This window comes from Burkholderia sp. LFS061 (genome assembly GCF_047978125.1).
GTDB lineage: Bacteria > Pseudomonadota > Gammaproteobacteria > Burkholderiales > Burkholderiaceae > Burkholderia > Burkholderia pyrrocinia_C.
This window is the reverse complement of the sequence record NZ_JBFPFS010000015.1, coordinates 89319-116032: the sequence shown is the minus strand read 5'-3', so window position 1 is coordinate 116032 and position 26714 is coordinate 89319. Positions and strand designations below refer to the sequence as shown.

Genomic DNA, 26714 nt, shown 5'->3' with positions numbered 1-26714 from the left:
CCCTGCTCATTATCGAACGCATGCCGCACGTAATACCGACTGCGCCGGATGATTCAGCGGAACAATTTACGCATCGCGGATTTCAAGTCATCCGGCCGGCCGCCCCCTCATGTGAATGTTTGCCCCATTCAGGAGAGCATCAGTCATGGTCGCTGGAAAACGTATTCAGGCTGCGCTTCTTGCCGGCGCAATCGCCGCGATCGCGCCGGCCGCTCACGCAGGCAACACCACCGACTGGCTGGCGAACACATACGGCACGCTCGCGGCTCATGTCGGCAACGTCGCGCGTTCGATGTGGGTCGCGCCCGAAGGCGTCATCTACACGGCGTCGATGTGGGACGAAGATGAAGGCGGTGTCGCGATCTACCAGAACGGCAAGAGCGTCGGCTCGATGGGCACGCATTCGGAATTCCAGGGCAGCGCGATCACGGGCAACGCGACGTCGCTGTTCGTCGCGCTGCAGCCCGGCAAAACCTACGGCAGCGGCGCGGTCGGGCGGTACAACCGCGCCACGAAGTATCGCGACCGAGTGATCCAGATCAGCGCGGCGACCAACCAGCCGCGCATCGACGTCGTCACCGGGCTCGCGACGGCCGGCTCGCTGCTCTATGCGAGCGACTTCTACGGCAATCGCGTGCGCGTGTTCACCACCGACGGCGTCTGGCAGCGGGACATCAACGTGTCGGGGCCGGGCGCGCTCGCGGTGGATGGCGCGGGCAACGTGTGGGTCGCGCAGAAAAGCGCGGGCTCGGTCGTCGGCTTCAGCCCGGCCGGTGCGCTGCTGAACACGATCCGGCTGCCGGCCGGGTCGCAGCCGTCGGCGCTGTATTTCGATGCGGCGGCCGGGCAGCTCATGGTGGGCGACGAAGGCCCTGACATGAACGTCAAGCGCTATACCGTGTCGGGCCGGCCCGCGCTGGCAGGCACGTTCGGCGTGCGCGGCGGCTATCTCGACACGACGACGGGCATCAAGGGGCAGGTCGGCGCGAAACGCTTCACGCGCATCGCCGGGATCGGCAAAGACAGCGCCGGCAATCTCTATGTGCTCAACAACCCGTGGGGCGGAAGCTGGGATCTCGGCCGCAACGGCGCCACCGACATTCATGCGTACAGCAGCGCCGGCAGCCTGCGCTGGACGCTGCAGTCGCTGAACTTCGAAGGCATCGCCGCGCCGGACCCGGTCACGGACGGCGCGCTGTTCTATGGCGGCACGCACGTATACAGCGGCAGCGCGGGCGGCACGTTCGTCGCGAACACCGTCGATCCGTTCACGTACCCGTCGGATCCGCGCATCAACATGAGCGACACGCAGCGCGACGAGCATTTCGGGCTGCTCGCGTCCGTCGGCGCGAACCGGATCCTCGTCGCGGCGGGGCAGAATCCGCCGGTCTTCTATTTCTTCCATTTCAACGCGGCGAACGGCTATGTCGCGATTCCGGACGGATCGATTCCGGGCCCCGCGTTCAACACGACGCAGCGCGTCACGAGCGGGTTCAGCCTCGACAGCAAGGGCGGCGTGTGGGCCGGCCAGGACAAGACCGGCGCGATCTATCACTACCCGCTGACCGGTTTCGACGCGAGCGGCAAGCCGTCGTGGGGGGCGGGCGTCGCGACCCGCGTTCCCGCCAGCATCCAGCCGCTGACGCGCATCGTCTACCTCGCGGACAGCGACACGATGGTGCTCGCGCAGGGCGCGGTCGGGACCAACGACTGGACGTCGATCGGCACGCGCATCGAGGTGTATCACGGCTGGAGCGCGGGCAACACGTCGAAGCCGGATCCGGTGATCACGCTGCCGCACAGCGGCGCGAAATCGATCGACGCGGCCGGCAACCATCTGTTCGTCGGCTACTGGTTCAGCAGCAGCGGGCCGCTGTGGCCGAACGTCGACGCGTTCAACCTCACCACCGGCAACCTCGACACCACGCTGGTCAACACGAGCCCCGCGACCGTCGATACCAGCAGCGCGATCGATGCGATGTACAGCATTCGCGCGTACCGCCGGTCGAACGGCGAGTATGTGGTGATGAAGAACAACGTGAAGGGGAACAGCATCACCGTGTATCGATGGACGCCTTGACGGCGGTGCGGCCGGTGCCGGTGAAGCGTGCCGGTCGCCGCTTCGACTGGCGGCCGGGCCCGCGAAGCAACGATCGTATGCGACGTCTACGATGAACGGCGCGCGCAACGCGCGCTTCGCCGCCTCGTGCGGCCGCCCCCGACCTCCCGACGCGCAAACGCGGTTCCGTGCACAATGACAGCGGCACGGGCGGAGGCTGCCTGTGCTCGTGATGTCGAACCTGAATGAACGGTTGCGCCGATGTGCTGCTGCGTCGGCGAATCTGCGCGGCAGCCCCATGCCGCGTTCCTTGAGCACGAAGCGATCAAACGATGAAGATGAAAACGACACCGAACCGCCTGTTGCTGATTGCCGCGCTGGCGGGCGTGCTGAGCGGTCCTGCTCTCGCCCAGACGGCGGCTGCGTCGCTGCCGTCCGGCGCGACGGCAACCGTTGCGACCGTCAACGGCACGGCGATCACGCAGGCGGACGTCGATGCGGTGCTGCGCGCGTCGGGGCAGCCCGACTCGCCGCAGATCCGCGACGCGATCAAGCAGCAACTGATCACGCGCGTGCTGGTTCAGCAGGCCGCGGAGAAAGCGAACTACGCGGACAAGCCCGAGGTCAAGGCGGCGATCCAGCAGGCGAAGACGAATGCCGAGGTGCAACTGTACGTGCGCGACAACGTGAAGCCCGAGCCGGTGACCGACGAGCAGGTCAAGGCGCGCTACGACGCACTCGTCGCGGCGCTCGGCAAGAACGAGTACAAGCCGCGGCTGATCGTCGTCAGGGATCCGGCGACGGCCGCGACCGTGCTGAGCGAGCTGAAGTCGGGCAAGTCGTTCGACGGGCTGGCGCGCCAGTACAGCATGGCGCCGAGCCGCGATGCCGGCGGCGAGCTGCCGTGGGTGAGCTTCAATACGCCGGCGGCGGAAGGCAAGACGGGCGGATTGCCGCTGCCGATCGCACAGGCGCTCGAGAAACTGACGGTCGGCGCAGCGACGAAGGATTCGATCCCGGTCGATGGCGTGCGGGCCATCGTGAAGCTGGATGCGAAGCGGCCGACGCAGGTGCCGGGCTTCGAGACGGCGAAGCCGGTGCTTCAGCAGCAATTGCAGGCGATTGCGGTCGAGAAGGCGAGTGCGCAGATGATCGGCAAGTTGCTGAAGGACGCGAAGATCACGCAATAGCGCGGCGTCGATATGTGACGCGTCACGCGCGCCAGACGAGGCTCGCACTCGTTTCCGTTTCCGATGCGGGCCGGAAGCCGAGCCGTTCGTAGAGGCGCCGCGCCGGATTGCCGTGCAGCACGCTGAGCGATATGCACACGTTCTCGCGTGCCGCATCGGTCAGCAGTTCGCGCAGCACGGCTTCGCCGATGCCCCGGCCCTGGCGGGCAGGGAGGATCTGGATCTGATGGACGTGCCATTCGCCGGCGGAGCGCGTCACCTTCAGCAAGCCGATTGCATCGGCGCCTTCGCAGACGATCATCGCGTCTTCGAAGTGCGCGCGGATGCGCCGGTCGTGCGCTTCGTCGTCGGTCGGCGCGCCGACCCGTTGCAGATGCTCCGTCATCGTGAGCCGGCGGAGGGTCTGCAGGAAGGGGAGGTCGGCCAAGGAGGCAGGACGTAGATCGATCGCCGGTTTCATGATGAATGACGGGTTGCGTTGGGAGCGTGGCCTTCGACGCGGATCAAAGGCCGGGCAACTGAATCTGCAGGCCGGCCGGGCGATGTTCGAGGACATCCGTGACCTCGTATTCGGTTTTTGCGCCGTCCGAGGTTTGCCACTGCTGCATTCGGACATTGCAGACGAGCACGTCCCCCTTGCTGAAGCTGATCTGGCTGTTGTTCACGCGCGACAGGAAGCGGGTATCCGTGATCGCCGCGTGAATCGTCGATGAGCCGTCGTACAGTCGCCACTTGTTGTCGTCCTTGAACGCGAGCGACACGATCGAGAACGCCATCTTTCGATGCTCGTCGAGAAGGAGCGCATCGGCTTGTTCGGGCGCGATAAACCACGCGATCTCGTTGCGGGTGACCGTCTCGATGACTTCCGTATCGGTGCCGGCCGCGAACATCACGATGCCTTCACGCGCGAGCGGCGCAAGGACTTGTGCGGTTGCGTTGCGAACGCGGACGTCGCGCAGCAGGGTGAGGACGGGCAGGTCGATCTCGAGTTCGTCGCCGTCGACGTGCAGCACCGCGGTGTGGTCCTGCATCCGCACTTGCTGGATCTCGCGCCCGCGCAGCCATTTGAGGACGGCGAAGAGCCCCTTTCTTGCCCGGGGCGCGGCGATGCCGAGCGCGGTCAGGATCGTGACCGCATTGGCGAGCGCCGTGCCTTCGTTGCCGCTCAGCATGTCGCGCATGCGGCCGAGCAGCGATGTCGCGAGCGTGAAGTCGACGCCGAAGCTGCCGGTCTTGAAGCTGCCGCGCACGTTCACCTGCGGCCGAACCTGATCGCCGCACAGCGCGCGGGTCGACGCGTCGAGCAAATCGCCGATTGCAAGCAATGCGGGTGCAAGTTCGCGCACGTCCATCTCGGACGATTCGAGCGCGGGCCCGTCGTACGTGACGCGAAATCTGCTCATTGCATCAAAGGGGCCGATATCGGCCGTGCCGGTACGGTTTCCATTGGGTGTGGTCATACGGAATGTTGGCTGGAGACGTGGACGATACCTGAAACGAACACTTTCGGATGCCTTTCATGTTAGGCGTGATCGACCGGCTGCGCGCGATTTTGGCCGTCCGGCCAAGACGACACGCTGACGTGTCCTGATAGCGTCCGGCAAACGACGAACTTTTCCGATACTTTGCCGGTCACAAGCGTCGACTTGCGGGGGTACCGCCGGCCGATCGATGCGCTTCCGGCTCCGGTATTCCCCCGTCCGCTCCCGCCGCATATCATGCGCACATCGCGTACGCGCCGGTGGCCGGTGCGCCTGCCGTTGACAACGCGGCCGGCGCGCTCGCCCGCACGGCGCAGCACACAGGAATCCTCGATGGACACCAAACGTTCCCGCCCGGGGCTCGTCGCCGCGCTGTTCTGGGCGGTGCTGTATCTCGCGACCGGCTACATCTCGCACGAGTTCAACGGCCCCGTCCGGCTGACGGGCTATATCTGGCTGCCGGCCGGCGTGACGGTCGGCGCGTTCATGTTGCGGCCGTTGCGCGAATGGCTGACGCTGGCCGGCGCGTTCCTCGTCGCGCAGCTCGCGCTGACCGGCATCGAACACGGCAGCCTGGTCAACGCGGTGCTGTTCACGGTCGACGAAGTCGGCGCGGCCGCGCTCGCGGTGTGGCTCGTTCAGCGCGTGCGCTTCTCGCTCGAAGGGCTGTATTTCCTGCGCTCGGTGATCCTCGCCGGGCTGATCGCGGGCGTCGTCGGCGCGATCGGCGGCGCGGCGTGGTACGCGACGCTCAAGGACGCGTCGTTCTTCGACGTGTGGTTCGTATGGGCAGCTTCCGATTTCGTCGGCGTGCTGCTGGTCACGCCGGTGCTCGCGTCGTGGTCGCGCTTCCGCGCGCACCGTTCGGGCGATCACGAGCGCTTCGACCTGATGCTCGGCGTCGTCGCGTTCGTGCTGCTCGCGATCGTCGCGCTCGTGATCTTCGACGGCGACACGTCGCGGAAATTCGGTACGGGCGCCGGCTTCGCGTTCACGTATGTCCCGCTGTTCCTGACCGTCGCGGTGACGCTGCTGCTCGGCGGCCGCGCGGGTTCGTCGTCGGTGCTGATACTTGCATTGATCGTGATCGAGCAGACCGCGCAGGGCGACGGCCCGTTCGCATCGTTCCACGAGCACTACGGTAGTTCGCTGCTCGAGGCGCAGCTCTATCTGGCGGTCGCGTCGCTGCTGGTGCTGACGGTGAGCACGCTGAAGACGACGCGCGAACGCGTGCACGAGCATGCGGCGGTGCTGCAGAACAACATGGAGCTCGCGCTCGCGAGCGCCGGCCAGATTGCATATGTGCTCGATCCGGAGTCGGGGCGGATCGAGTGGAGCGGCGACGTCGAGCGCGTGTTCGGCGTCGGCGTCGAACACGCGCAGATCGCGAGCGTGCCGCTCGTGCTCGAACGCGTGCAGCCGGGCGACCGCGCTGCACTGAGCGACTACTGGAATGCGGAGATTGCGGGCGAGGATCGCGCGTCGCTGTCGCTGCGTGTCGTGCAGCGCGACGGCGGCACGCAGACGATCACCGATCACGGCGCGCCGCTGCTCGATTCGAACGTCGACGTGACAGTAGTCGCAGGCGTCTGGCAGATCGAGCGTGTGTGGCCGGCGGACGAATGAGCGGACGCGCGTCATGACAGGCCGCACGGGCGTCCTGCTGATCCACGGGCTCGGCGGCACGCAATACGATCTCGGTTCGCTGCACAAGGCGATGCGGCGCGCGGGCGGCGACACGCACATGATCACGCTGCCGGGGCACGGCACGCGCCCCGAGGATCTGATCGGCGTGCGCGCTGAGACGTGGCTCGACGCGGTGACCGAGCAGTATCGCGCGCTGGAACGCGAGTACGACACGCTGCATGTCGTGGGCATGTGCATGGGCGCGCTGGTCGCGCTGCTGCTGTGCCGCCGCGTGCAGCATGCGCGCGGCCGGCTCGCGTTGCTGGCCACGCCGGTGTTCATCGACGGATGGTCGACGCCGTGGTATCGGTCGCTGCGGCATGTGCTGTATCGCGTGCCGGGTGTGGCCGAGCGGATGCGCGTCGAGGAGGGCGAGCCGTTCGGCATCAAGAACGCGACGATCCGCGCGATCGTGAAGAAGAAGTTCGAGCGGCAGGACGGTTTCCACTATGCGTGGGTGCCGCTCGCGTGCGTGCGGCAGGTCGACCGGATGCGCGACTGGGCGCTCGAGGCCGCGGCCGATACGCGATGCCCGACGCTCGTGCTGCATGCGCGCGAGGACGAGCTGACGAGCCTGCGATCGGCCGATTTCCTGCTGGAGAAGATGCCCGACGCGCGCGGTATCGTGCTGGAGAACAGCTACCACATGATCTGCGCGGACAACGATCGCGACGACGTCGCGCGGCACGTGCTCGAATTCTTCGGGTTCGATCCGGGGTGCGCGGCGAGTCCGGCGATGGCGCGCAGGATGGGGCGGCTGGAGTCGTGACGGTCGATGCGCCGGCCTGTTGCCGGCACCAGGAACCGATGACGGCTTACGCCACTTCCGGCCGACGCGCGATCCGCTCGCGGATCTCGGGCGACGCAAGGCACGTGGCAACCGCTTCGTAGCCGGGGGCGCCCGGGTAAGGCGCCACGCGCGAAGGCGGGCTGTGATTGGCAGGGCACAGGATGATCGATTCGTTCGGCCCGACCGCCGACAGATCGAGGATCGCCGACGAGCGCGTCAGCAAGAACAGCGGCCGCATCCCGGCGGTTGCGCGTTCGCGCAGATGGGCGATCAACGCCTGTTGCGTGGGCCGGTCGAGATCCTGTTCGATCATGTCCACGACCAGCGCGCGCGGGCCATCCGCTTCGAGACTGACGAGCAGCGCAGTCAACGCTGCCGACGGCGTCGCGCCGTTGCGGGCAAGCGCGGCCGATGCGCGGTCGACGCGCGACTTCAGTTCCGGATCGACGCGCAACGCATCGCATGCGGCAGCGCCATCGTTTTTCAGCCGATCGAGGCCGACGAACGCGGCGCCGGGCAGCGCGTCGGCCAGCCGAAGCGCCAGCCGCGTCTTGCCGCTTCCCAGCGAGCCGATGATGTAGTTCAACGGCCGGATATCGCGACACTCGAACCACTCGCCGCCCCACGGCCACGGCAGGCTGAACGCGACGCCGGCGCCGGTATCGTCGAGCAGCCGCGCCAGTTCGCCGTCGGCCGGCATCCGGCCGCGCGCAAGGCCGGCACGGATCGCGCGCACGCTGTCGACCTTGCGCACGAGATCCTGAATGCCGTGCTCAAGCACTGCTTCGTGAGCGGCCAGCGCGCCGTCCAGGCCGCGTGCATCGCCATCGAGCACGCTCGCCACCTGTGCCAGACTGAGGCCGAGCGCTCGCAGCGCCGCGATGTCGGCCGCGCGTGCGAGGTTGTCCGGGCCGTAGGCACGGTATCCGGCAGGCGTTCGCTCCGGTGTCACGAGGCCGTGCTGTTCGTATAGCCGCAGCGCTTTGACCGATACGCCGAGCTGCGCGGCTGCCGCCGATGCGCTCAAACGGGGCGTGGACGTACCCATCCGTCACCTCTCTCTGCTGTCGATCCGTTGTGGACAGCATAAAGGCGACCCCAAGGGCCGGGTCAAGCACGATTACGGGCGACGGGGCGAATACGCGACTGGGCGGATGCCTGATCGACGAGATGGGGAAAGGCGCGGAAAGCGGCGTTATCCGCGAGCCGGCCGGAATGGCTCGTCGAGCGCAATCCGGTAAACGCGCACCGCGTTGTCATGCCAGATCGCGCGGCGTGCCGCGTCGTCGAGGTTCGCCATCGCGCGGGCGAACGTGCGCAGCAGCGCGGGATAGGACACGCGCAGGCCGGCCACCGGGAAGTTGCTGGCGAACAGGCAGCGTTCCCAGCCGAAGATCGCGATCGTGTCGCGGATGATCCGCGCGTTGTCCGCATCGTTCCACACGGCGTCGCGCAAGCCGAGTTCGGAAATTTTCACGACCACGCGCGGCGATGCCGCAAGCGCTTCCATGCCGCGGCGCCAGCGCGCGAGCCCTGCGTCCGAGCGATCCCACGGCAGCCCCGCGTGTTCGAGTACGACGTCGACAGCGGGTGCGTCGGCGAGCAGCGCGGCCGCGTCGCCGAGATGCCAGAACGGCACGCGCAGATCCCAGCACAGGCCGTGCGCGGCGACGCGTTCCAGCGCGGTCGGCCAGCGCGGATCGTGCAGCGTGCCGGGCCCGTCGACGGGCGTATCCGGCGACGATGCGGTGCGCGGCTTGAAGCGTATGCCGCGCACGCGCGGCCACGCGGCTTGTTCGGCGAGCCGTTCGTCCGCATCGCCGGCCAGCAGGTCGACCCACGCGACGACTGCCGACGGCAGCCCGTGCGCCGCCGCGACTTCGTGCAGCCAGCGCGTTTCCGCCAGCGCTTCGTCGCGTGCGCGTTCGGCCTCGACGTGCACGCTGGCGACGATCGGCGCGCGCTGCGCCGCGTGCCGGAAATCGTCCACGCCGAAATCGCGGCACAGCGCCGCGTAATCGCCGAACATGAAGCGTGCCGGATCGTAGTGCGTCTGCAGCCACGGATAGTGCGCGCCCGCATCGAGCCGCCACAGGTGGTGATGCGCATCGACGAGCGCGTCCGGCATGCCGTCGGGCGGTGATCCTTCTGGCGGCGATCCGTCGCGCATGTCAGCGCGCTGCCGCGAGCACGTACGACGCATCGGGCTCGCGCAGCGTCGCCACCGCACCGACGAAACGCCAGGTTTCGAGATCGAGTTCGCGCACGTAGTCGTCCTGGAACGACACGTAGGCGACGCGCCGCGACGGATGGAACGACAGCGCGGTCGGGTTCGCGGGCAGCGCGATGCGTTCGATTTCCTCGAGCTGGCGTGCATCGAACACGGAGATCGACCGTTCGCCCGAGTTGGTCAGCAGCAGCAGGTCGCGGCCGTCCGGCGCGCTGGTCCGGTAGATGCGGTTCGGATCGCTGCGCGTCTTCACGCGGCGGCCGCAGGTCATCGTTTCCGTGTCGATCTCGACCAGCGTGTCGTCGCCGCGATTCGCGACGAACAGCGTGCGCTCGTCGGCCGACAGCGCATTGCCTTCGGGGCGCGGGCCGGGCATCACCGCGCGCGGCGCGACCGTCGCGTCGCGCGGATGAAACTGCGTGACCGTGTTCGACAGCAGGTGCACGCCGTACGCGCGGCTCGCGTCGCGTGTGAGCGTCACGAGGTGCGTCTTCACGCCGCCGGACGGCACGGCCATGTTCGGCACCGGTTGCCGGGTCGGCTCGTCGAACACGAGCAGCATGTCGTGCGCCTCGCTCATCGCGTACAACCGGCCGTCGCGGTCGCTCGCCATGCCGTGTGGCCGGTAGTACGGCCACAGGTCGAGCATGCGCGTGTGCGAGCGCTCGACCAGGTCGATCTCGGCGATCCGGTGGTCGCCTTCATGGCCGCGCGACCACGCGGTCTCGATCCCGAAGATGCCGACATACGCGTAGCGCTCGTTCACGTCAACGGTGAACTCGTGCGGGAAATTCGGCAGCACGATGTGCTTGAGCGCGGCTTTCGTATCGAGGTCGTAGAAACTGAAGGTATGGGCGCATTTCTGCACCAGCAGCAGGATGTCGTTCAAGGTGTGTCTCCGTAATTTCGTTCGCGGGCCTGCGTGTCAGGTATCCCGTATCAGTCCTCGCAGCGCTTCGGCAGCGTCAGCGCGAGCAGGCCGGCCACCGCGAGCGTGACCGCCAGGCTGTACACACCGGCCGCCGAGCTCACGTGCTGGGTCAGCACGCCGACCGCATACGGGCCGCAGAACCCGCCGAGATTGCCAAGTGCATTGATCAGGCCGCGTGCGCTGCCGGCCGTCTCGACGCTGCACAGCTTCGGCGGAATCGCCCAGAACACGCCGGCGGCTGCCTGCAGGAAGAAGCCGCAGCCGATCAGGAACGCGAACGACACGGCCATCGACGCGTGCGTGAGCACCGACAGCGCGAGGCACGCGGCGAAGCCGACGAGCGGCAGCAGCACGAACAGGCGTCGTTTGCCGGTTCGGTCAGACAAATACGACGTGACGAACATCCCGATCACCATCGCGACATACGGCAGCATCGCGAGCAGGCCGACCTTTCCCATCCCGCCGTGCGTGAGGTTCTTCAGCAGCGTCGGCAACCACATCGTATAGCCGTAGATACCGACCTGATAGCAGAAGTTGATCGCGATGAGCAGCCAGATCGTCGGGTTGCGCAGCATTTCGCCGAACGATGCGGCGGCCGGCGTGCCGGCCGCGCGCTTGCGTTCCTGCTCGTCGCGCAGCGCGTCGAGGATGTACGCCTTCTCGCGCGGCGACACCCAGCGCGCGGTCTCCGGGCCGTCGTCGGCGAGCAGCATCCACGCGACCAGGCACAGCAGCGACAGTGCGCCCGCGCTGTAGAACAGGTGACGCCAGTCGTACGCGGCGAGGATGAAGCCGGACAGCGGCGCGGTGATCATGCCGGCGAGCGGCACGAACATGATGACCATCGCATTCGCGCGGCCGCGTTCGCGGTCGGGGAACCAGTGGCTGACCATCGTGAGCACGACGGGCAGCATGCCGCCCTCGGCCACCCCGAGCAGGAAGCGCAGCGCCAGCAACTGCCAGGTGTGCGTGACGAGCCCGGTCAGCACCGACAGCACGGCCCAGCTCACGAGCGACCACGCGATGAACTTCTTGCCGCTGCCGAGCGCCGCGCGCCGGCCGCCGGGAATCTGCAGGAACAGGTAGCCGAAGAAGAAGATGCCGCCGGCGAGGCCGGCCATCGTCGCGTCCATGCCGAGCTCGGCGTTCATCCCGCCGGGCATCGCGAACGCGATGTTCACGCGGTCCATGTAGGAAATGATGCAGGCGAGCAGCAGCGGCGGAATCACGCGCAGCCAGCGGCGGCGCGGAATGGCTTCGCCGGCTTCGTATGCCGGGGTGGCCGGGGTCAACGAATTCATGATGTCTCCAATATTGTCGATCTGCTGCAGCGATCTTCCGATGGACCGCTGTCACGCCGTGACGAATCCGCACGGGGTTAACCGCCTATGTGCAACGCATGTACGCATTCCCCATCGGCGCGAACGTCTGTCCGGTCGCGCGGCACGCGCCTCGGGCCGGAGCCGTGAAGCGCACACCGCATGCACCTGAACGTCTAATGCCCCCAGCGCAGCACGAGCGGGTCGAGCCGGCGCGCGACGTCGAGCAGCCCGGCCCGCACCTGCGGATGCAATTCCGGCCATGGCGCGCGCGGCCGGTCGCACGCGATCACACCACCTTCCCGCATCAGCGCCTTCGCGGTCAGGAAGCCCGACTGGCGGTTCTCGTAGTTGATCAGCGGCAGCCAGCGCGCGTACTGCTCGCACGCTTCGTCGCGGCGCCCGGCGAAATACGCGTTGGTGATCCGGCGAATTCCGTCCGGATAGCCTCCGCCCGTCATCGCGCCGGTCGCGCCGGCATCGAGATCGGCAAGCAGCGTGATGCCTTCCTCGCCGTCCCACGGCCCCTCGATCGCGTCGCCGCCGAGCGCGATCAGCTCGCGCAGCTTCGACGCGGCGCCGGCCGTCTCGATCTTGAAGTACGACACGGCATCGATCTCGCGCGCGAGCGTCGCGAGGAACGACGCGGACAGTGCGACGCCGCTTGCGGGCGCGTCCTGGATCATCAGCGGAATGCGGAGCCCGTCGGCCGCTTCGGCGAAGAACGCGCGAACCTGCGCTTCGGGCACGCGAAACGTCGCGCCGTGGTACGGCGGCATCACCATCACCATCGCCGCCCCCAGCGCCTGCGCGTGCCGGTTGCGTTCCGCGCAGATCCGCGCGCTGAAGTGCGACGTCGTGACGATCACCGGCACGCGGCCTGCGACGTGCTCGAGCGTGGTGCGCGTGATCAGGTCGCGTTCGTCGTCGCCGAGCGCGAACTGCTCGGAGTAGTTCGCGTGGATGCAGAGGCCCTGCGAACCGGCATCGATCATGAAGTCGATGCAGCGGCGCTGGCCGTCGAGATCGAGCGCGCCGTGCGCGTCGAAGATCGTCGGCGCGACCGGAAAGACGCCCTGGTAGCGTGCGTTCATGGTCGGCCTCACTCGACGATGTCGAACTGGTCGAGGAATTCGGTCTTCAGCGTGAGGCCCAGGCCCGGCACGTCGTCGCGCAGTTGCAGGAAGCCGTTTTCGGCCACCGGCTCGCCGTCGAAGATGTAGTAGAACAACTCGTTGCCGACCTCGACGTCGAACATCGGGAAGTACTCGCTCATCGGCGACGCGAGCGTGCTCATCGTCAGGTGATAGTTGTGCATCTGGCCCGCATGCGGAATCACCGGCACGCTGTACGCCTCGCACAGCGCGTTGATCTTGTGCGCCATCGTGATCCCGCCGACGCGGTTCGTGTCGTACTGGACGACCGACACGGCCTTGCGGTCGAGCAACTGCTTGAAGCCGTACAGCGAGAACTCGTGCTCGCCGCCGGAGATCGGAATGCGTGTGAGCTGGTTCAGCTCCGCGTAGCCGTCGATATCGTCGGCGATCACCGGCTCCTCGAGCCAGCGCGGCTGGTATTTCTCGAGCTTCGGCAGGATGCGCTTCGCGTACTCGAGATTCCAGCCCATGTAGCACTCGAGCATCAGGTCGTTGTCGTAGCCGATCACCTCGCGGATCGCCGCGACCGACTTCAGGTTCTCGACCACCCCCTGCTGCCCGTGCGCCGGCCCGTAGCCGAAGCGCATCTTGAACGCGCGGAAGCCTTCCTTCAGATAGCGCTGCGCCTCGTCCTGCATCGCCTTCAGGTCGGTGCGGTAGAGCTTCGAGTAGTAGCAGGGGATCTTTTCCTTGGTGCGGCCGCCGAGCAGCTTGAACACCGGCTTGCCGACGCTCTTGCCGAGGATGTCCCAGATCGCGATGTCGACCGCCGAGATCGCGGCCATGCCGATGCCCTTGCGGCCCCACGCGTGGGTGGCGCGATACATCCGCTGGTTAAGGTATTCGTAGTCCCATGGATCCTGGCCGATCACGAGCGGCGCGAGGTACTGGTCGATGATGACCTTCGCGACGTGCGGCGCGAGCGCGACGTTGCCGAGGCCGACGATGCCGTCGTCGGTCTCGACTTCGACGACCGTCCACGAATGGAAGCGGAACGTGCTCATCGTTTCCTGCGGCGCATACAGCAAATCCATCGCATTCGAGCAGAAGTTGCCCTGCGGCGGGACGGTCTTGCCCTTCCACTGGAATACGCGTGCGCGCACGGACCGGATTTTCATGATGGTGTCTCCGAGAATCGATGTTGTCGTGTGTGAAAGGCGGGCGGCAGGCGTGGCCGTCACGCCGAAACGGCGGGAGTGCGGCGCGCGGCGCCCATCCGGCACGCGATCTGCAGCGCCTGCCAGGTCGCGCCGACGTCGGCCGTGCCGCGGCCCGCGATGTCGTACGCGGTGCCGTGCGCGGGCGTCGTGATCGGCACGGGCAGCCCGCCCTGCACGGTCACGCCGCGCGAGAAGCCGAGCAGCTTGATCGCGATCTGCCCCTGGTCGTGGTACATCGTGACGATCGCCTGGTAGTCGCCGGCCTGCGCCTTCAGGAAGATTGTGTCGGCGGGGAACGGGCCGTGGAACGGCGCGTCGGTCGGCCAATCGCGCGACTGCAGCCTGCGCACCGCGGGCTCGATGATGTCGACTTCCTCGCGGCCGCAGCTGCCGCCGTCGCCGCCGTGCGGGTTGAATGCGGCGATCGCGACCTTCGGCGCGGCGACGCCGTTCGCGAGCAGCGACCGGTAGATCAGTTCGGATGCCTGTTCGATCCGCTCGATGCTCAGGCAGCCTGCCGCGTCCTTCAGCGGGATATGCGACGAGATGCGCGCGGTCCACAGTTCGCCGAGCGTGTTGAATTCGCAGAAATAGCCGGTCACGCCGAGCGCTTCGGCGAAGTGGTGCAGTTCGTCGTCGTGCTTCAGCCCGCCGAGCTTCATCGCGTACTTGTTCAGCGGCGCGAAGCAGATCGCGTCGATGTCGCCGGCGAGTGAGGCTTCCAGGCACTGATCGAGCACGGCGAGCGTCGAACGGCCGCCGGCCGCGCCGGCCTGGCCGACCGTGACCTGCGCGCGATCGACCGTATCGACTTCGACGAACGCGGCGCGCGCGGCGGACGGCCGTCCGCGCACCGTGGCTAGCGATGCGACGGGTTCGACGTCGATCTGCACGCCGGCCACGCGCTGGCCGGCTTCCCACAGCCAGCGATCGCCGATCAGCACGAGATTCGCGTGCGCCGTCGCGTCGGGCCGCGCGAGCAGTTTCGCGATCAGTTCGGCGCCGATGCCGGCGGGGTCGCCGAGCGTCAGCGCGACGACGGGCAGGGGGGCGGCGGTCGTCATGCGGCGTCTCCGTGGCGGGCCGCGCGTCGGGCGGCGGTCGGTTTCGTGTTCATGCTGCGTCTCCGGTGGCGGCGCGTGGCCGTTCGTGTATGGGGTTCATGCTAGGTAGACGGAATGAGTCGGTAAATTGAAAACTCTTGATGAATCGATAACCTGGAGTAATCGAAATGGGCTCGATCGATCGACGAGACTCGACTCCCCAATTGCTGAACCGGCTGCGCATGCGGCAGATCGCGCTGTTGCTTGCCGTGGACGAATGCTCGACGCTGCGCGCGGCGGCCGAGCAGATGGGCCTCACGCAGCCGGCCGCGACGAAGATGCTGGCCGAACTCGAGAGCGCGCTCGGCCAGCGGCTGTTCGATCGCATCGGGCGCGGGCTGGTGCTGAATCCGGCCGGCGCGCGCGTGCTCGGCTATTTCCGTGGAATCCGCGGCAGCATGGAGGCGCTGAACCGCGAGCTCGCCGAGCTGCAGCTCGGCAGCGCGGGGCGGCTGGCGATCGGCAGCATCATGGCGGCGTCGCCGGGGCGGCTCACCGAGGCGTTGGTGCAGTTGAAGGCGCGTTACCCGCTGCTCGCGATCGACATCGCGGTGGACACGAGCGACCGGCTGATGCCGCAGCTTCGCGAAGGCGTGCTCGAGGTGGTGATCGGGCGCAACGTCGGGACCGATTGCGACTTCCGGGTGGTCGACGACGAGGCGCTCGCGATCATCGCGGGCCGCGACCATCCGCTCGCGGGCGCCGGGCCGGTCGAATTCGACGCGCTGCTCGATTACACGTGGATCCTGCAGCCGGCCGGCAGCCCGGCGCGCGAGGTCGTCGAGCGCGAGTTCCGCGCGCGCCACCAGCCGATGCCGCGCGGGCTGGTCGAAACGGGCTCGATCCTGACCACGATGAACCTCGTCGACCGTTCGACGATGCTCGGCGTGATTCCGCTGACGGTCGCGCAGCGCAACGCGGAGCACGGGCTCGTCGCGATCCTCGATTACGAGCTCGATCAAAAGCTGCCGTCATACGGCAGCCTCGTGCGGCGCGACCGGCCGCTGAGCATTCCCGCACAGCAGTTTCTCGTGCTGTTTCACCGGGAGGGAGTTCAGGACGACGACGATTGAAGGGAGGGCTCGAGGGGTATGCCGGATTTGCCGATCACGCATCGCGGAACGGAGCGATGCGTGATGGCGATAGCGGCGATACCGGCAACCCGGGCGCCACGGCTGCGAACCGCTTCAGCGCGCCGACGGCGCGGCGGGCGCATCGGCGAGCGATGGCATCGATGCCGACAGCGTGCGATCCGGACGAATCCGCAGCGCGGCGACGATGCCGATCATCAGCATCGCGACCGACCCGATGAACGGCACCGTCCAGCTACCCGTGCGGTCGACCAGATATCCGAACAGGATCGGCGACAGGATCCCCGCGATCGCGGAACCCGCGTTCATCATTCCGCTCGCGATGCCGGCGTGGGTCGGCGCGATGTCGCTCGGCACGGCCCAGATCGGCCCGATCGTCAGTTCGAGGCACAGGAACGAACCGGACAGGCACAGCGCAATGCCGGCCGTGGAATGCACGAACGCGAGCGGCAGCAGGCAGACGAGCGCGCCGGCGAAGCTCGTCACGATCACGCTCTGGCGCGACAGCGCGAGGTTGCCGGTCTTCCGGAAGATGCGGTCGCAGAGCCAGCCGCCGAGCGTGTCGCCGACGACGCCCGCGAAGAACACGCCGGACGCGAACAGCGCGGTCGATTTCAGGTTCAGGCCCTGGCCGTTCAGGAAGAACGTCGGCAGCCACGTGAAGAACAGCCACGCGGTCCAGCCGTAGCAGAAGTAGACGAAGATGGTCGGCGCCATCCGGCGGAACAGCGGCCCCCACGGCGTCGGGCCGGACGGCGCGGCGGGGCGCGCGGCGCCGCGCGCGCGGCCGCCGTCGTCGTCGCCGAGCGGGTGCTCGCGGAAGCCGACGGTCCACCACGCGAGCCACACCAGCGTCACCGCGCCGATCACGAAGAACGCGGCGCGCCACGACAGCCACGTCATCAGCGCGGCGACGATCGGCGGCGTGACCGCGTTGCCGAGCCGCGAGAACGAATGCGTGAAGCCCTGCACGACGCCGCGCCGCTCGCGCGGGAACCAGTGCGTGATCGCGCGTGCCTGGGCGGGCAGCGTCGCGCCTTCGCCGATCCCGAGCAGCAGGCGCGCGGCGAACAGCAGCGCGAGACTGTGCACGAGCCCGGTCGTGAAGGTCGAGACGACCCAGATCAGCCCGCAGCCGATCAGCGTGATGCGGGCGCCGAAGCGGTCGGCGATCCAGCCGCCGCCGATCTGGCAGATTGCATACGAATACGCGAACGCGGAGAACGCGATACCGAGTTCGGTGTTCGACAACCCGAGTTCGGCCTTGATCGCGCCGGCCGCGGTCGCGAGGTTCACGCGGTCGACGTAGAGGATGAATGACAGCGCGCACAGCAGCCACAGCGTGTGGCGCCGTTGACGGTGATCGTTAGGCATGTGTCTCGCTCCGTTGTCGTGCGCGGCGTTACACGGACGCCGCGTCGATGGGCGCAGCCAGCATCGCGCGCCGGGGAGGGGCCGTCTAATGAATCTTTTGGATCGGTTGATAACCTGCGGCATTCATTTCCGCCCGAGCGCATGACCCGATCCGTGGCGGCGCGGTGGACCGCAGGTTCCGTGCGGTAGCGCTTGCCGTTGCCCCTCGCCTCTCGCGGCGTCGACGCAGCGCATGCGCCGCATGGCACGCACGCCGTCCCGAACGTCCTGTTCCAGGCGCGCGGCATTCATGAATGCGCGTGAACGCGCTTGTGCCGCACACAAGCCGCCTTGCTACGCGACAGCCGCTGCCTGCCGCGGCCTGCGTCTTGCCGCTCGGCGCCTGAGCACGGCAACCATGCGCGCTCGATCCGCCGCGAAACGCGTTCTGCTTACCTCCTCGCTTCGAACAATTCTTTAAATCAACTTAACAATCAGGGGTTTAAGGAGGCGAATTTCTATTTTTCGTACTTGTACTAGCAGTTTGCGCGCGTAACTCCGAACTCGTCCCATTTTCCCCTGGCATCCATATCCATAGACTAGCGTCAGTGGGATTTTTCTCCCACGCATCGAATTTCGATTGATTAATAACTCGTCGTGGTTCGATTTTGGAAACCCATTTTTCTTTAATAGAGATTATTCGATGAAACTCAGCAAACTCGTTCTGGCAATGGGCGTCACCACGGCGCTGTTCGGCATGGCACACACGGCACAGGCCGATACGGTGTCGAAGAAGATCACGCTGACCGCGCAGATCAACGACGGCATCTTCGTGTCGAAGCCGGACGGCTCGACCTGGTACGGCACGGAAGAACTGAACGCCACCGACTACACGCAGGCCAAGTTCGAAAAGATGCTGCCGATCCGCGTCTGGTCGAAGAACGCCGACTTCAACGTGTCGCTCGCGCAACCGCTGAAGATGTCGAGCGGCCGGTACGAAATGAAGAACGCGAAGGTTTCGCTGTCGGGTAACAGCGGCGACGCCGAAGTCAAGTTCGGTGCGGTCCAGAAGATCACGCAAGTGACGGCCGGCAACGGCGGTTTCGACGAAATCCACAACTTGACGATCAACGTCGACGCACCGACCCAGATCGGCACGAACAGCACGAACGGCAGCTACAGCGGCGATCTCGTGATGGTGTTCGAGCCGGTTGCAGCAGCGGCACCGTAACCGTCCCTTATGGAGCCCCGATTCGATCGGGGCTCTTCCTGAAGAACCCCCGATGCCAACCCCTCCCACCCCTCCATAGAAGAAATCAGCGTGGTCGCCTATCAAGCTCCTTTCCGTTTCAACAAGCTGTGGCTGGGTGCATTTCTTTTTGTTTCGTCGCACTCATTCGCAGAACTAAAAGTCACGTATGGCGTGCCTGAAGGATTCAGCGCGGCCGAACTGGACGATAGCGCGAACTATGTTGCCACCTTCAACGGGCGTACGCTGCCGGGGTTCATCAGTTATTCGTCGAAGGACGCGTCGCTAGAATTCGACGCGGCCAAATATGCAGCAAACGGTATCTCGCCCGAGAACGTCGAAACGATCCGGGGCGTGATCTCGCAGCTCGACTACAAGCGTTGCAGCAAGGGCTGCGACGAATCGATAGCCGGGTACCACGTTACCGTCGACAAGCTGAAGCGGTCGATCTCGATCCGCGATTCGCGCGAAGACTACATCGCGCCGGAAACGGGTTTCGGGCTGGTCAACAACCAGGCGCTCGACTTGCGGGCGGCGTCCGACGGTTACCGTGCGGTCAACGTGAACGGCAACACGTATGTCGGGCTTCCGTTCCAGAGCTTCGGCTACATGAGCTGGTACGCGAACCGTACCGAAACACGCAATTCCAGCGCCAGCCAGCAGGGGCTGTCGTCGTACTACCTGCAGAAGAATTTCGCCCGAACGTACGTGCGGGCGGGCAAGCAGAACAACATCGATTACGCGGCCGGCACGGTCAACACGTTGCTGTCTCCGAGCTTCGACCAGTTCGTGACGGTCGGCAGCCAGACCCACCTGCAGGTCGACACCAAGGCCGGCTCGCTGATCCTCTACGCGTCGGCCGAAGGCAACTACGAGTTCTACCGGAACGGGCGGCAGATCCTCAAGCGACCGGCGGTGCTCGGCCGCAACGAGATCAGCTTCGCCGATCTGCCGGGCGGCTACTACTCGGTCGAGGTTCGCCTCGTCGATCGCAACGGTAATGTGGTCAACCGGGAAACCCGCGAGGTCAACAACCTCAATTTCGGCGCGAACAGCGGCAACGCATGGCATGTGACGGCCGGCAAGGAGATGGGCGACGGCGGCTATCTGCTCGAGGCCGCGGTCAGCCGGAACTTCAAGCAGTTCTACCTGAACGGGTCGATGCTCGCCGGAAAGGGCGGCAAATGGGCGGCCGAAGTCAACATCACGCGGCCGATGCAACTGGGCGGCATCGACATCGAGCCCACGCTCGGCCTGTTGAGCGGAGAGCGCAGCACGGGCGGCTACGTCAACCTGTCGATGGCGAGCGAGGCCCTCGGCAGCCTGATGGTCAGCCGCTACCAGAACACCGGCGTATCGCGCTTTTACGTCGGCCAGCCGAGCACGGCGGTGTCGTATAGCCGCGCGTTCCGCGGCGTGACGTTCGGCTACAACTACCAGCGCTCGACGTTCAGCGAATCGCAGCAGGCCGAGGCGCGCTGGAACTACCGGCCGAACGGCCTGTGGAGCACGTTCGCGCTCGGCGTGCAGAAGGGCGGCTATCAGGGCAGCGGCGGCTACGGCGTGTATTTCAACATGACGATGATGCTGGACAAGGCGCAGGCGAGCTTCAGCGCCGCGCATTCCGGCGGCCAGACGCAGATCAGCGGCGACGTCCGCAAGGATTTCCAGGACGGCTTTGGCACGACATCCGTCGGGCTGTCGGCGAACCGGATCGGCACCAATTACGGCGTGAACGTCTACGGCACGCGCTCCGGCACGCGCGGCGACGCATCGCTGAACCTGGGCCAGAGCACGGGCGGCGGCAACGTCGATTTCAACTACCGCGGCATGGTCGCGGCCAGCAAGGACGGCATTGCGTTCGGCCGTTACAGCTCGAGCGGCAGCGCGATGCTGTTGAAAACGCCGGACCTCCAGGGCATGAAGTACGGGTTCAACGTCGAAGGCAGCCCGGTGGCCGGCAACAGCACGTATGCGGTGCCGCTCAATGCGTATCGCGACGTGCCGTTCGCGCGCGTGATGAGCAACAGCGAGCAGTTCGACATGAACGTCGAGGTGCCGGCGAACATCGTCCGGGCTCACCCGGGCCAGGTCTACGCGGCATCGGCGAAGGTCGACATCAATATGGTGTACAGCGGCTTCCTGAAGGATACGAATGGCAAGCCGGTGAGCGGCAAGGTGATCGAAACCGGCGACACGGTGCATCCGAACGGGCTGTTCTCGATCGTCAGCAAAACCCTGCTGTCGCAGATCACGCTCGATCAGAACGGGCATCGCTACACGTGCAGCCTGAAGGACGCCAGCGGAAACGACTTCCGCTGCCAATGACGGCGCATTCAACCATTTACAGGAATTGACGACATGAAACTGAACTTGCGAACCGCGCTTCCGATAGCGTGCGCTCTGCTGTTTGCCGCCGCTCAACCGGCGCATGCCGACGGTGAGCTGATGGTGATGCCGGCCACGACGAAGGTGTTCAACAACCACGACCAGAACGTCACTGTGAAGAACATGGGCGACGCGCCGCTCTATCTGTCGATCTCGGTGCAGAAAGTGATGAATCCGGGCAAGACGCCGGAAGAGAAGCAGAACCTCGGCGAGCTGCAGCATCCGGGCATGCTCGCAAGCCCGGACAAGCTGACGCTCGGCCCGAACCAGTCGCGCTCGATCACGCTCAGGTCGCTCGCGGAGCCTGAGAACGAAGAGCTGTATCGGCTCTATATCGTGCCGGTCAGGTCGCTCAAGGTGGACGATGCGCCGCAGGACAAGATCACCGCGCCGATGTCGGTGTCCGTCGGCTATGGCGTGCTGGTGCGGCACATGCCGCCGCCGGGCAAGCAGCGCGTGGGCTGGGCGCATCGTTGCGAGAGCGGCGGGCTGACGCTCGAGAACACCGGCAACGTGCGCCAGGTGTTCACCGACGTGAAGTATGACGGCGCGGCGTCCGCACAAACGATCGCCGTATTTCCGGGCACGCCTCAGCACTTCGCGACGAAGCGGATGACGTTGCGTGTCGACGACAAGCCGCAGACGCTGGAGTGTCCGTGATGATGCGCGTCGCGCGCACCGCAATCGGGATGCTGGCCGCGCTGGCCTGCACCTGTAGCATGGCCGCCGGCGTGCTGAAGCTGTCGCGCATGGAGCTGACGCTCGAGCCGGAAAAGCCGGTGCCCGAACTGTATGTCGAGAACGCCGGCGATACACCGCTTTACCTGGACATCGAGCAGCACCTGCTGACCAATCCGGGCGATTCGCCCGAGCATCTGGTGCCGGTAGGCGACGTGGCGCAGCCCACGTTGCTGGTAGCGCCCGGGCGCTTGGCGCTGGCGCCCGGGCAGAAATATCGAATCGGGCTGAAGCAACTCGCTGTTCCTTCGAAAACGCAGGTATGGCGAGTCACGTTCAGGCCGAACGAGCGGATTGCCGTCGATGCCGGGCAGAGTGAAGGTGCGCCGGCGCCGCTGTTCGTCAATGTCGGGTATGGCGTGGTGATCTACCAGCGTGCGAAGTTGGCGCAGTAACCCGCGTGTATCGAAACGAAGCATGCCGGTGCCTCGAAGATGACGAGGGCTGAAAGCGATCGAGCATGGGTGCCGGTTGATCAGGCCGTCTAGCACACCGTCAAACGTGCAACGCGGATTTCGGAGACCATTTGCGGTGACGATGGTCTCGACGTATTGACCAAATCGGAATGAAGAGATCGATGAAAAAATTGGGAATTATCCGGCGATGGCAAGCTTGTATCTTTGGCGTAGGACTGATGATGTTTTCATTCAATGAAGCTGCCGCCGCCAACTATGTGCCTGCGAAAGTGATCGACAGCTACGGCGGGTGCACGTGGAAAAACAATGGAGATGGGACTAGTACGGTACAGGTTCTCATAAATTATCGTGCCGTTGATAGTTCCAACATTGGTACGTCGGCTACATTTGTTTCTCGAAGCGTTCTTTTCTATACGTATGACGCCACTGGTAAAGTGAAGCCAAACAAAAATGCGGTGCAGTATGTCACGATGAATGGCACACGAAACAGTGGGGCCTATCTCGGCGATACGTACGTGAGGTATACGGGGAACAACGGTATGTCCCCCTTGGTAGGTTGGGATAACAAGGGACCGCACACGGCCATAGTCGAGGCAATGATCAACAATTCCGCCATCAGGGATTGGCCCGCCGTTTCCATCTTTGCCGGCATCTTCACGAACGGTTTCTACGTCGTCGACTGGAGCGGCGCGGCTTATGTCAGCTTTGGCAGCGCCGGCGCATGCACCGTTACCAATCCGGAAGTCCCGAAGCCAAATCCGCCGCCCTCTATCGCGATAGATGTGGCGGCGCCCGACTGGAATCTCGGGGAGTTGCCGCGAGGCGATGATGAAAAGACGCTCGCCGGTGCCGAACAGCAGCTGTGCTTCACGTACACGGGCTTCAACGATTATCGCAATTTCGTGATCAATGCGACGAGTGCAAATGGTGTTTTGGGTAACCGGTATTTGCTCAAAAATGCGAGCAAGCCGTCGCAGACGGTTCCTTACGACCTGACGCTGGACAGCGGCAGCGCAACGTTCCGGTTGCCGAATGCGAGCGCCAGCCCCGTGCAGTTAAGCAACAACTCCCGCACCTGCTTTGTTCCGACGTTCAGGACTTCGGTGGGCACGAACGCGGATGCCGGCGATTACAGCGATGTGCTGTCGTTCACGGTCGTCACGAAATCATAGGAACAGAGATGCGCAAGATCCTCCTGAGCGGATTGCTGGCGGCCCTGATGCTCCAGCCGATGTACGCGTCGGCGCAAACCCTGATAATTAGGGGCAAGGCGCAAAGCAAGATTACAGCCAAGGTTGTCCGTCCGAACAACCTGATCATCACCGACGACAAGGGCGGCTGGTTCGGGCAGGGCCTGACGATGCAGCAGCTCGGCGGCTGGGAGACTCCGTACGAGGTGGACGCGCGGCTGCGCGTGGTATCGACGACGGGCAGATTTCAGGTTCGCATGGATCAACCGCTCGATATCCGGAACCAAGCCAAGCCGACGCTCGCGTTCCGCAAGCCGGCGGTCAGCATCGGCGCCGAAGGCGCCGACCAGAAGCCGCTCGTCGTCGGGCAGGTGGTCGAGTTCGACAACCCGGCGCCGCCGTCGCCCAATGTCGATTCCGAAGGCTATTACCATCTCGCAGTTTCCGCGTATCCGCCGGAAGGCGACTTCAGGAGCACGGTCGGTACCTATACGGGCACACTGTCGCTCGTGTTCGAGCCGGTCGTCGTGAATCAGCAGTAGCGGTGGCCGTCTCCCCGTCGCGGAGACGTTCCGGCTCTTCACCGCCCGCCGTGTCGCGGGCGGTGTGCTTTGGATTTTCCGATTCCGAGTGTCGTCTGCGTCAAAGCTTGCACGCGCGCATGCGAATGGCAAACTGCGCACGACGGCAGCACCGGCATACCTTCCCGGGGTGCCGACTCAACTGGACCCCAACATGAGATTGCGTTCATTCTTTCTTCCGATTGCGGCAACGCTCGCCGGGCTGATTCCGGGTGTCGCGGTTGCGACGATCGACGTGTTACCGAAGGAAATCCCCGTCGATTCGGGCACGGCAAACGTGCAGATCGTCAACAACGGCGATCGCCCCGAGTACGTGACCATTTCATTGTCGCGCCTGCTCAACCCTGGCGTGCCGCTCAAAGACGAGAAGCTCGAGTCGGTCGGTAATGAAGCGAATCCGGCGCTCTATGCATTCCCGTTCAAACTGACGCTCGCGCCTGGGCAGACCAAGAACATCGCGTTGAAGCCGTTGAGGGCGGTTCAGGACGAGACGGTGTATCGGCTGGACGTCAAACCCGAGATCAAGGTGATGCCGCAGGGGCAGCAGAAGGCGACCGGGAGCATCGTCGTCAATGTGGGATTCAGTGCGCTTGTCCGGCAGATGCCGGAGAGTCCGAAAGAGGCATTGTCCGTTGCGTGCGACGCGCACGGCGCGCGGCTCACGGCAACCGGAACCGTACGTTATGCGGTGAAGGACGCGAAGGTGGATGGGCAGGCCGTCGAACCCTTCAATGTATATCCGGGCGTGCCGCGGCCGCTGCAAGGGCGTGTCGTCGAGATTCCGGGGCATCCAACGTGTCGCGGTGGGTCCGCTCCGCCGGACGCGAGCGCAAGCGGAACTGCCGGCCTTTGACCGCGTTGATAGGCGAGGCCGGCATCGCACGTCGGCGAAGGGGGGATGAATCTTTTGGATGATTTGATAACCTGACGCATTCGTTTGTCTGTCGGCCCGCCTCCCGCGCCGGATTGGGCGGGCGAGGCAACGCGATGCCCGGGGGCGGAATGGCACGGGCAGGTGAGACCGTGAACGATATCGACGAACTTTCGCTCCACCGGGACAGCCGCTTCTGGCAGTTGTCGCTGGTCGGCGCCACCGGCCCGCGCCCGCGTGCCATCCGCATCATCGATTCGCGGCGAACGCGAACACGATCTCGTCGATCGCCGCGCGGATGCGCGCAGTGTGCCGCAGGTCGCGGTGCGTGACGAGCCAGACCTCGTAAGGCGCCTGTCTCACGCGCTCCGGCCACAGGCGGACGAGCCCGTCGCGCTCGCCCATGTAGACCGGAATCTCGCCGATGCCGAGGCCCGAGCGCACCGCGGCGCGCGCCATCAGGTTCGAGTTCATTCGCGCGACGATGCGCCCGCCGTCGATCGGCTCGCCGGCGAGGGTCGGCGTGCGGCTGGTAGACGACGAGGTCGTGGCCCGCGAATGCGTGGCCGCGCTCGGGCTCGCCGTGCCGGTGCAGATAGTCGTGCGACGCGAACAGGCCCATGTCCCAGTGCGCGAGGCGGCGTGCGACCAGATCGGGGTTTTCGGGCCGTACCGTGCGGATCGCGATGTCGGCTTCGCGCTTCGCGAGATTCAGGATTTGCGTCGACGTGTTCAGCGCGAAGGAGACGTCGGGATGCTTCGCATGCAGCCGCGCGATCGACTACCGCAACGAGGATTTCGGCGAGGAGGTCGCGCGCTTCACGGGCGGCAAGGGCGTCGACGTGATCGTCGACATCATTGCCGGCGACTACGTCGTGCGCAATTTCGCGGCGGCCGCTGTAAATGGTCGCATCGTGCAGATCGGCGTGATCAAAGGCCCCGCGAAGGAGCTCGACCTGTTTCCGATGCTGACGAAGCGGCTCACGCACATCGGCTCGACGCTGCGCTCGCGCACCTACGCGGAGAAGGCGCAGATCATTCGCGAGCTCGAAGAGGCCGTGTGGCCGCTGATCCGGCAAGGGGCCGTCAAGCCGCAGGTCTACCGGCTATTCGATCTTCGCGATGCGCGCGCCGCGCACGAACTGATGGATTCGGGTCGTCATATCGGCAAGATCGTACTGGTGACGCCCGCGGCGGATCGATCGCTGCAGGCCGCCGTCGAGGGAAACACCACGCGTTCCACATGATCGGCAGCGGCTTCAGCCCCCGTCGGAGGGGCTGAAGCCGCAGGCAGGGAATGCCCGACAATCCGTGATACTGAATATGTCGCCGCATCCCGCCGGAACAGGCTGCCCGGCAGCACGACCGGTACCTCCGGGCCTCAGATTTGACCCAACAGCACCAGCACGACGACGATGACGACAATCAGCCCGACGGTGCTCGACGGCCAGTAGCCCCAGCTTCGGCTGTGCGGCCATGTAGGAAATGCTCCGATGAGCAACAAAATCAGTATGACGATAAGGATCGTACCGAGCATCGCATCCCTCCTGGAATATGGTCGACTTGACGGCGGTTGGCGCCGCAATTCCCGTGCCGCCGGGCGGTGTCCGGCAAACGAGCCCGATGGGAGGGCGACTGAATTCATGAAGTGAATACCAGACGATTCAGAAAATAAATTTCAAAAATGCATGGCCGCCCCCTATGCTGAATCCTTCTGATCTGGCGGGCATG

Annotated in this window: 23 protein-coding genes and 2 pseudogenes; 13 read left to right on the top strand and 12 right to left on the bottom strand. The window is 65.5% G+C overall.

Going from position 1 to position 26714, the window contains the following annotated elements; translation table 11 throughout:
* The first annotated feature begins 145 nt into the window (after window positions 1-145).
* Complete coding sequence (locus ACNQQL_RS16170) at window positions 146-2080, top strand: SMP-30/gluconolactonase/LRE family protein (RefSeq protein ID WP_347064712.1); 1935 nt, start codon at window positions 146-148, stop codon at window positions 2078-2080.
* A gap of 311 nt (window positions 2081-2391) precedes the next feature.
* Entirely contained in the window at window positions 2392-3249 is an 858-nt protein-coding gene (locus tag ACNQQL_RS16165; protein WP_347064711.1) for a peptidylprolyl isomerase, read from the top strand.
* A gap of 22 nt (window positions 3250-3271) precedes the next feature.
* Here ACNQQL_RS16165 and ACNQQL_RS16160 read toward each other — a convergent pair whose 3' ends face one another.
* A complete protein-coding gene (locus ACNQQL_RS16160; protein ID WP_347064728.1) occupies window positions 3272-3709 on the bottom strand; it encodes a GNAT family N-acetyltransferase in 438 nt (145 codons plus the stop codon).
* A 43-nt stretch (window positions 3710-3752) separates the two neighbouring features.
* Entirely contained in the window at window positions 3753-4709 is a 957-nt protein-coding gene (locus tag ACNQQL_RS16155) for a hypothetical protein (protein ID WP_347064710.1), read from the bottom strand.
* A 354-nt stretch (window positions 4710-5063) separates the two neighbouring features.
* On the opposite strand from ACNQQL_RS16155, the gene ACNQQL_RS16150 reads away from it, so the two are divergent.
* Both ACNQQL_RS16150 and ACNQQL_RS16145 read left to right on the top strand, forming a co-directional pair.
* Window positions 5064-6356: an MASE1 domain-containing protein gene (locus ACNQQL_RS16150; RefSeq protein WP_347064709.1), complete on the top strand. Its 1293-nt coding sequence runs from the start codon at window positions 5064-5066 to the stop codon at window positions 6354-6356.
* 13 nt (window positions 6357-6369) lie between these two features.
* Complete coding sequence (locus ACNQQL_RS16145; RefSeq protein WP_347064708.1) at window positions 6370-7185, top strand: alpha/beta hydrolase; 816 nt, start codon at window positions 6370-6372, stop codon at window positions 7183-7185.
* 46 nt (window positions 7186-7231) lie between these two features.
* Here ACNQQL_RS16145 and ACNQQL_RS16140 read toward each other — a convergent pair whose 3' ends face one another.
* From ACNQQL_RS16140 to ACNQQL_RS16110, 7 genes are all read right to left on the bottom strand, one after another.
* Window positions 7232-8254 (bottom strand): MerR family transcriptional regulator, encoded by a 1023-nt coding sequence (locus ACNQQL_RS16140; RefSeq protein WP_347064707.1) that lies wholly within the window; start codon window positions 8252-8254, stop codon window positions 7232-7234.
* A gap of 147 nt (window positions 8255-8401) precedes the next feature.
* Entirely contained in the window at window positions 8402-9376 is a 975-nt protein-coding gene (locus ACNQQL_RS16135; RefSeq protein WP_347064706.1) for an amidohydrolase family protein, read from the bottom strand.
* Between the two features lies 1 nt (window position 9377).
* Window positions 9378-10325: a YncE family protein gene (locus ACNQQL_RS16130; RefSeq protein ID WP_347064705.1), complete on the bottom strand. Its 948-nt coding sequence runs from the start codon at window positions 10323-10325 to the stop codon at window positions 9378-9380.
* 50 nt (window positions 10326-10375) lie between these two features.
* Window positions 10376-11668 carry an MFS transporter gene (locus tag ACNQQL_RS16125; protein ID WP_204422202.1) on the bottom strand — a complete coding sequence of 431 codons (1293 nt, stop codon included), beginning with the start codon at window positions 11666-11668 and terminating at the stop codon, window positions 10376-10378.
* A 194-nt stretch (window positions 11669-11862) separates the two neighbouring features.
* Window positions 11863-12780 (bottom strand): dihydrodipicolinate synthase family protein, encoded by a 918-nt coding sequence (locus ACNQQL_RS16120; protein WP_347064704.1) that lies wholly within the window; start codon window positions 12778-12780, stop codon window positions 11863-11865.
* 8 nt (window positions 12781-12788) lie between these two features.
* Complete coding sequence (locus tag ACNQQL_RS16115) at window positions 12789-13961, bottom strand: L-rhamnonate dehydratase (RefSeq protein ID WP_072438050.1); 1173 nt, start codon at window positions 13959-13961, stop codon at window positions 12789-12791.
* Between the two features lie 59 nt (window positions 13962-14020).
* Window positions 14021-15067, bottom strand: a complete 1047-nt coding sequence (locus ACNQQL_RS16110) for a 4-hydroxythreonine-4-phosphate dehydrogenase PdxA (protein WP_347064703.1) — start codon at window positions 15065-15067, stop codon at window positions 14021-14023.
* Between the two features lie 167 nt (window positions 15068-15234).
* Here ACNQQL_RS16110 and ACNQQL_RS16105 point away from each other — a divergent pair, with 167 nt between their 5' ends.
* Window positions 15235-16179, top strand: a complete 945-nt coding sequence (locus tag ACNQQL_RS16105; protein WP_347064702.1) for a LysR family transcriptional regulator — start codon at window positions 15235-15237, stop codon at window positions 16177-16179.
* Window positions 16180-16293: 114 nt separating this feature from the next.
* Here the strand turns inward: ACNQQL_RS16105 and ACNQQL_RS16100 are convergent, their stop codons facing one another.
* Window positions 16294-17571, bottom strand: a complete 1278-nt coding sequence (locus ACNQQL_RS16100; RefSeq protein ID WP_347064701.1) for an MFS transporter — start codon at window positions 17569-17571, stop codon at window positions 16294-16296.
* A gap of 682 nt (window positions 17572-18253) precedes the next feature.
* Here ACNQQL_RS16100 and ACNQQL_RS16095 point away from each other — a divergent pair.
* The 7 genes from ACNQQL_RS16095 (at window position 18254) to ACNQQL_RS16065 (ending at window position 24965) form a co-directional block, all read left to right on the top strand.
* Window positions 18254-18781: a CS1 type fimbrial major subunit gene (locus ACNQQL_RS16095; protein WP_347064700.1), complete on the top strand. Its 528-nt coding sequence runs from the start codon at window positions 18254-18256 to the stop codon at window positions 18779-18781.
* A 90-nt stretch (window positions 18782-18871) separates the two neighbouring features.
* Window positions 18872-21127, top strand: a complete 2256-nt coding sequence (locus tag ACNQQL_RS16090) for a TcfC E-set like domain-containing protein (protein ID WP_347064699.1) — start codon at window positions 18872-18874, stop codon at window positions 21125-21127.
* Window positions 21128-21160: 33 nt separating this feature from the next.
* Complete coding sequence (locus ACNQQL_RS16085) at window positions 21161-21847, top strand: pilus assembly protein (RefSeq protein WP_347064698.1); 687 nt, start codon at window positions 21161-21163, stop codon at window positions 21845-21847.
* Window positions 21847-22320: a hypothetical protein gene (locus ACNQQL_RS16080; RefSeq protein ID WP_347064697.1), complete on the top strand. Its 474-nt coding sequence runs from the start codon at window positions 21847-21849 to the stop codon at window positions 22318-22320. Before ACNQQL_RS16085 ends, ACNQQL_RS16080 begins: the two co-directional genes overlap by 1 nt.
* Window positions 22321-22490: 170 nt before the next feature.
* Window positions 22491-23513, top strand: a complete 1023-nt coding sequence (locus ACNQQL_RS16075) for a hypothetical protein (protein ID WP_347064696.1) — start codon at window positions 22491-22493, stop codon at window positions 23511-23513.
* Window positions 23514-23521: 8 nt separating this feature from the next.
* A complete protein-coding gene (locus ACNQQL_RS16070; protein ID WP_347064695.1) occupies window positions 23522-24073 on the top strand; it encodes a hypothetical protein in 552 nt (183 codons plus the stop codon).
* A gap of 193 nt (window positions 24074-24266) precedes the next feature.
* Complete coding sequence (locus ACNQQL_RS16065) at window positions 24267-24965, top strand: hypothetical protein (RefSeq protein ID WP_347064694.1); 699 nt, start codon at window positions 24267-24269, stop codon at window positions 24963-24965.
* Window positions 24966-25232: 267 nt separating this feature from the next.
* Here the strand turns inward: ACNQQL_RS16065 and ACNQQL_RS16060 are convergent.
* Window positions 25233-25764 (bottom strand): annotated as a pseudogene (locus ACNQQL_RS16060) (LysR substrate-binding domain-containing protein); the annotation flags it as partial.
* Between ACNQQL_RS16060 and ACNQQL_RS16055 the strand changes: the two are divergent.
* Window positions 25754-26230, top strand: a pseudogene (locus ACNQQL_RS16055) (zinc-binding dehydrogenase); the annotation flags it as partial. The pseudogenes ACNQQL_RS16060 and ACNQQL_RS16055 overlap by 11 nt on opposite strands.
* A 134-nt stretch (window positions 26231-26364) precedes the next feature.
* Here the strand turns inward: ACNQQL_RS16055 and ACNQQL_RS16050 are convergent.
* Window positions 26365-26520: a DUF3309 family protein gene (locus tag ACNQQL_RS16050; RefSeq protein ID WP_072438058.1), complete on the bottom strand. Its 156-nt coding sequence runs from the start codon at window positions 26518-26520 to the stop codon at window positions 26365-26367.
* Window positions 26521-26714: the final 194 nt, after the last annotated feature.

Bases quoted from the DNA above. Each gene is read 5' to 3' on its own strand.
- ACNQQL_RS16165 (WP_347064711.1), top strand. From the start codon at position 2,392: ATGAAGATGAAAACGACACCGAACCGCCTGTTGCTGATTGCCGCGCTG.
- ACNQQL_RS16150 (WP_347064709.1), top strand. From the start codon at position 5,064: ATGGACACCAAACGTTCCCGCCCGGGGCTCGTCGCCGCGCTGTTCTGG.
- ACNQQL_RS16145 (WP_347064708.1), top strand. From the start codon at position 6,370: ATGACAGGCCGCACGGGCGTCCTGCTGATCCACGGGCTCGGCGGCACG.
- ACNQQL_RS16160 (WP_347064728.1), bottom strand. From the start codon at position 3,709: ATGAAACCGGCGATCGATCTACGTCCTGCCTCCTTGGCCGACCTCCCC.
- ACNQQL_RS16115 (WP_072438050.1), bottom strand. From the start codon at position 13,961: ATGAAAATCCGGTCCGTGCGCGCACGCGTATTCCAGTGGAAGGGCAAG.
- ACNQQL_RS16140 (WP_347064707.1), bottom strand. From the start codon at position 8,254: ATGGGTACGTCCACGCCCCGTTTGAGCGCATCGGCGGCAGCCGCGCAG.
- ACNQQL_RS16070 (WP_347064695.1), top strand. From the start codon at position 23,522: ATGCGCAAGATCCTCCTGAGCGGATTGCTGGCGGCCCTGATGCTCCAG.
- ACNQQL_RS16095 (WP_347064700.1), top strand. From the start codon at position 18,254: ATGAAACTCAGCAAACTCGTTCTGGCAATGGGCGTCACCACGGCGCTG.
- ACNQQL_RS16075 (WP_347064696.1), top strand. From the start codon at position 22,491: ATGAAGAGATCGATGAAAAAATTGGGAATTATCCGGCGATGGCAAGCT.
- ACNQQL_RS16080 (WP_347064697.1), top strand. From the start codon at position 21,847: ATGATGCGCGTCGCGCGCACCGCAATCGGGATGCTGGCCGCGCTGGCC.
- ACNQQL_RS16105 (WP_347064702.1), top strand. From the start codon at position 15,235: ATGGGCTCGATCGATCGACGAGACTCGACTCCCCAATTGCTGAACCGG.
- ACNQQL_RS16085 (WP_347064698.1), top strand. From the start codon at position 21,161: ATGAAACTGAACTTGCGAACCGCGCTTCCGATAGCGTGCGCTCTGCTG.
- ACNQQL_RS16155 (WP_347064710.1), bottom strand. From the start codon at position 4,709: ATGACCACACCCAATGGAAACCGTACCGGCACGGCCGATATCGGCCCC.
- ACNQQL_RS16170 (WP_347064712.1), top strand. From the start codon at position 146: ATGGTCGCTGGAAAACGTATTCAGGCTGCGCTTCTTGCCGGCGCAATC.
- ACNQQL_RS16065 (WP_347064694.1), top strand. From the start codon at position 24,267: ATGAGATTGCGTTCATTCTTTCTTCCGATTGCGGCAACGCTCGCCGGG.
- ACNQQL_RS16135 (WP_347064706.1), bottom strand. From the start codon at position 9,376: ATGCGCGACGGATCGCCGCCAGAAGGATCACCGCCCGACGGCATGCCG.
- ACNQQL_RS16110 (WP_347064703.1), bottom strand. From the start codon at position 15,067: ATGACGACCGCCGCCCCCCTGCCCGTCGTCGCGCTGACGCTCGGCGAC.
- ACNQQL_RS16125 (WP_204422202.1), bottom strand. From the start codon at position 11,668: ATGAATTCGTTGACCCCGGCCACCCCGGCATACGAAGCCGGCGAAGCC.
- ACNQQL_RS16050 (WP_072438058.1), bottom strand. From the start codon at position 26,520: ATGCTCGGTACGATCCTTATCGTCATACTGATTTTGTTGCTCATCGGA.
- ACNQQL_RS16120 (WP_347064704.1), bottom strand. From the start codon at position 12,780: ATGAACGCACGCTACCAGGGCGTCTTTCCGGTCGCGCCGACGATCTTC.
- ACNQQL_RS16100 (WP_347064701.1), bottom strand. From the start codon at position 17,571: ATGCCTAACGATCACCGTCAACGGCGCCACACGCTGTGGCTGCTGTGC.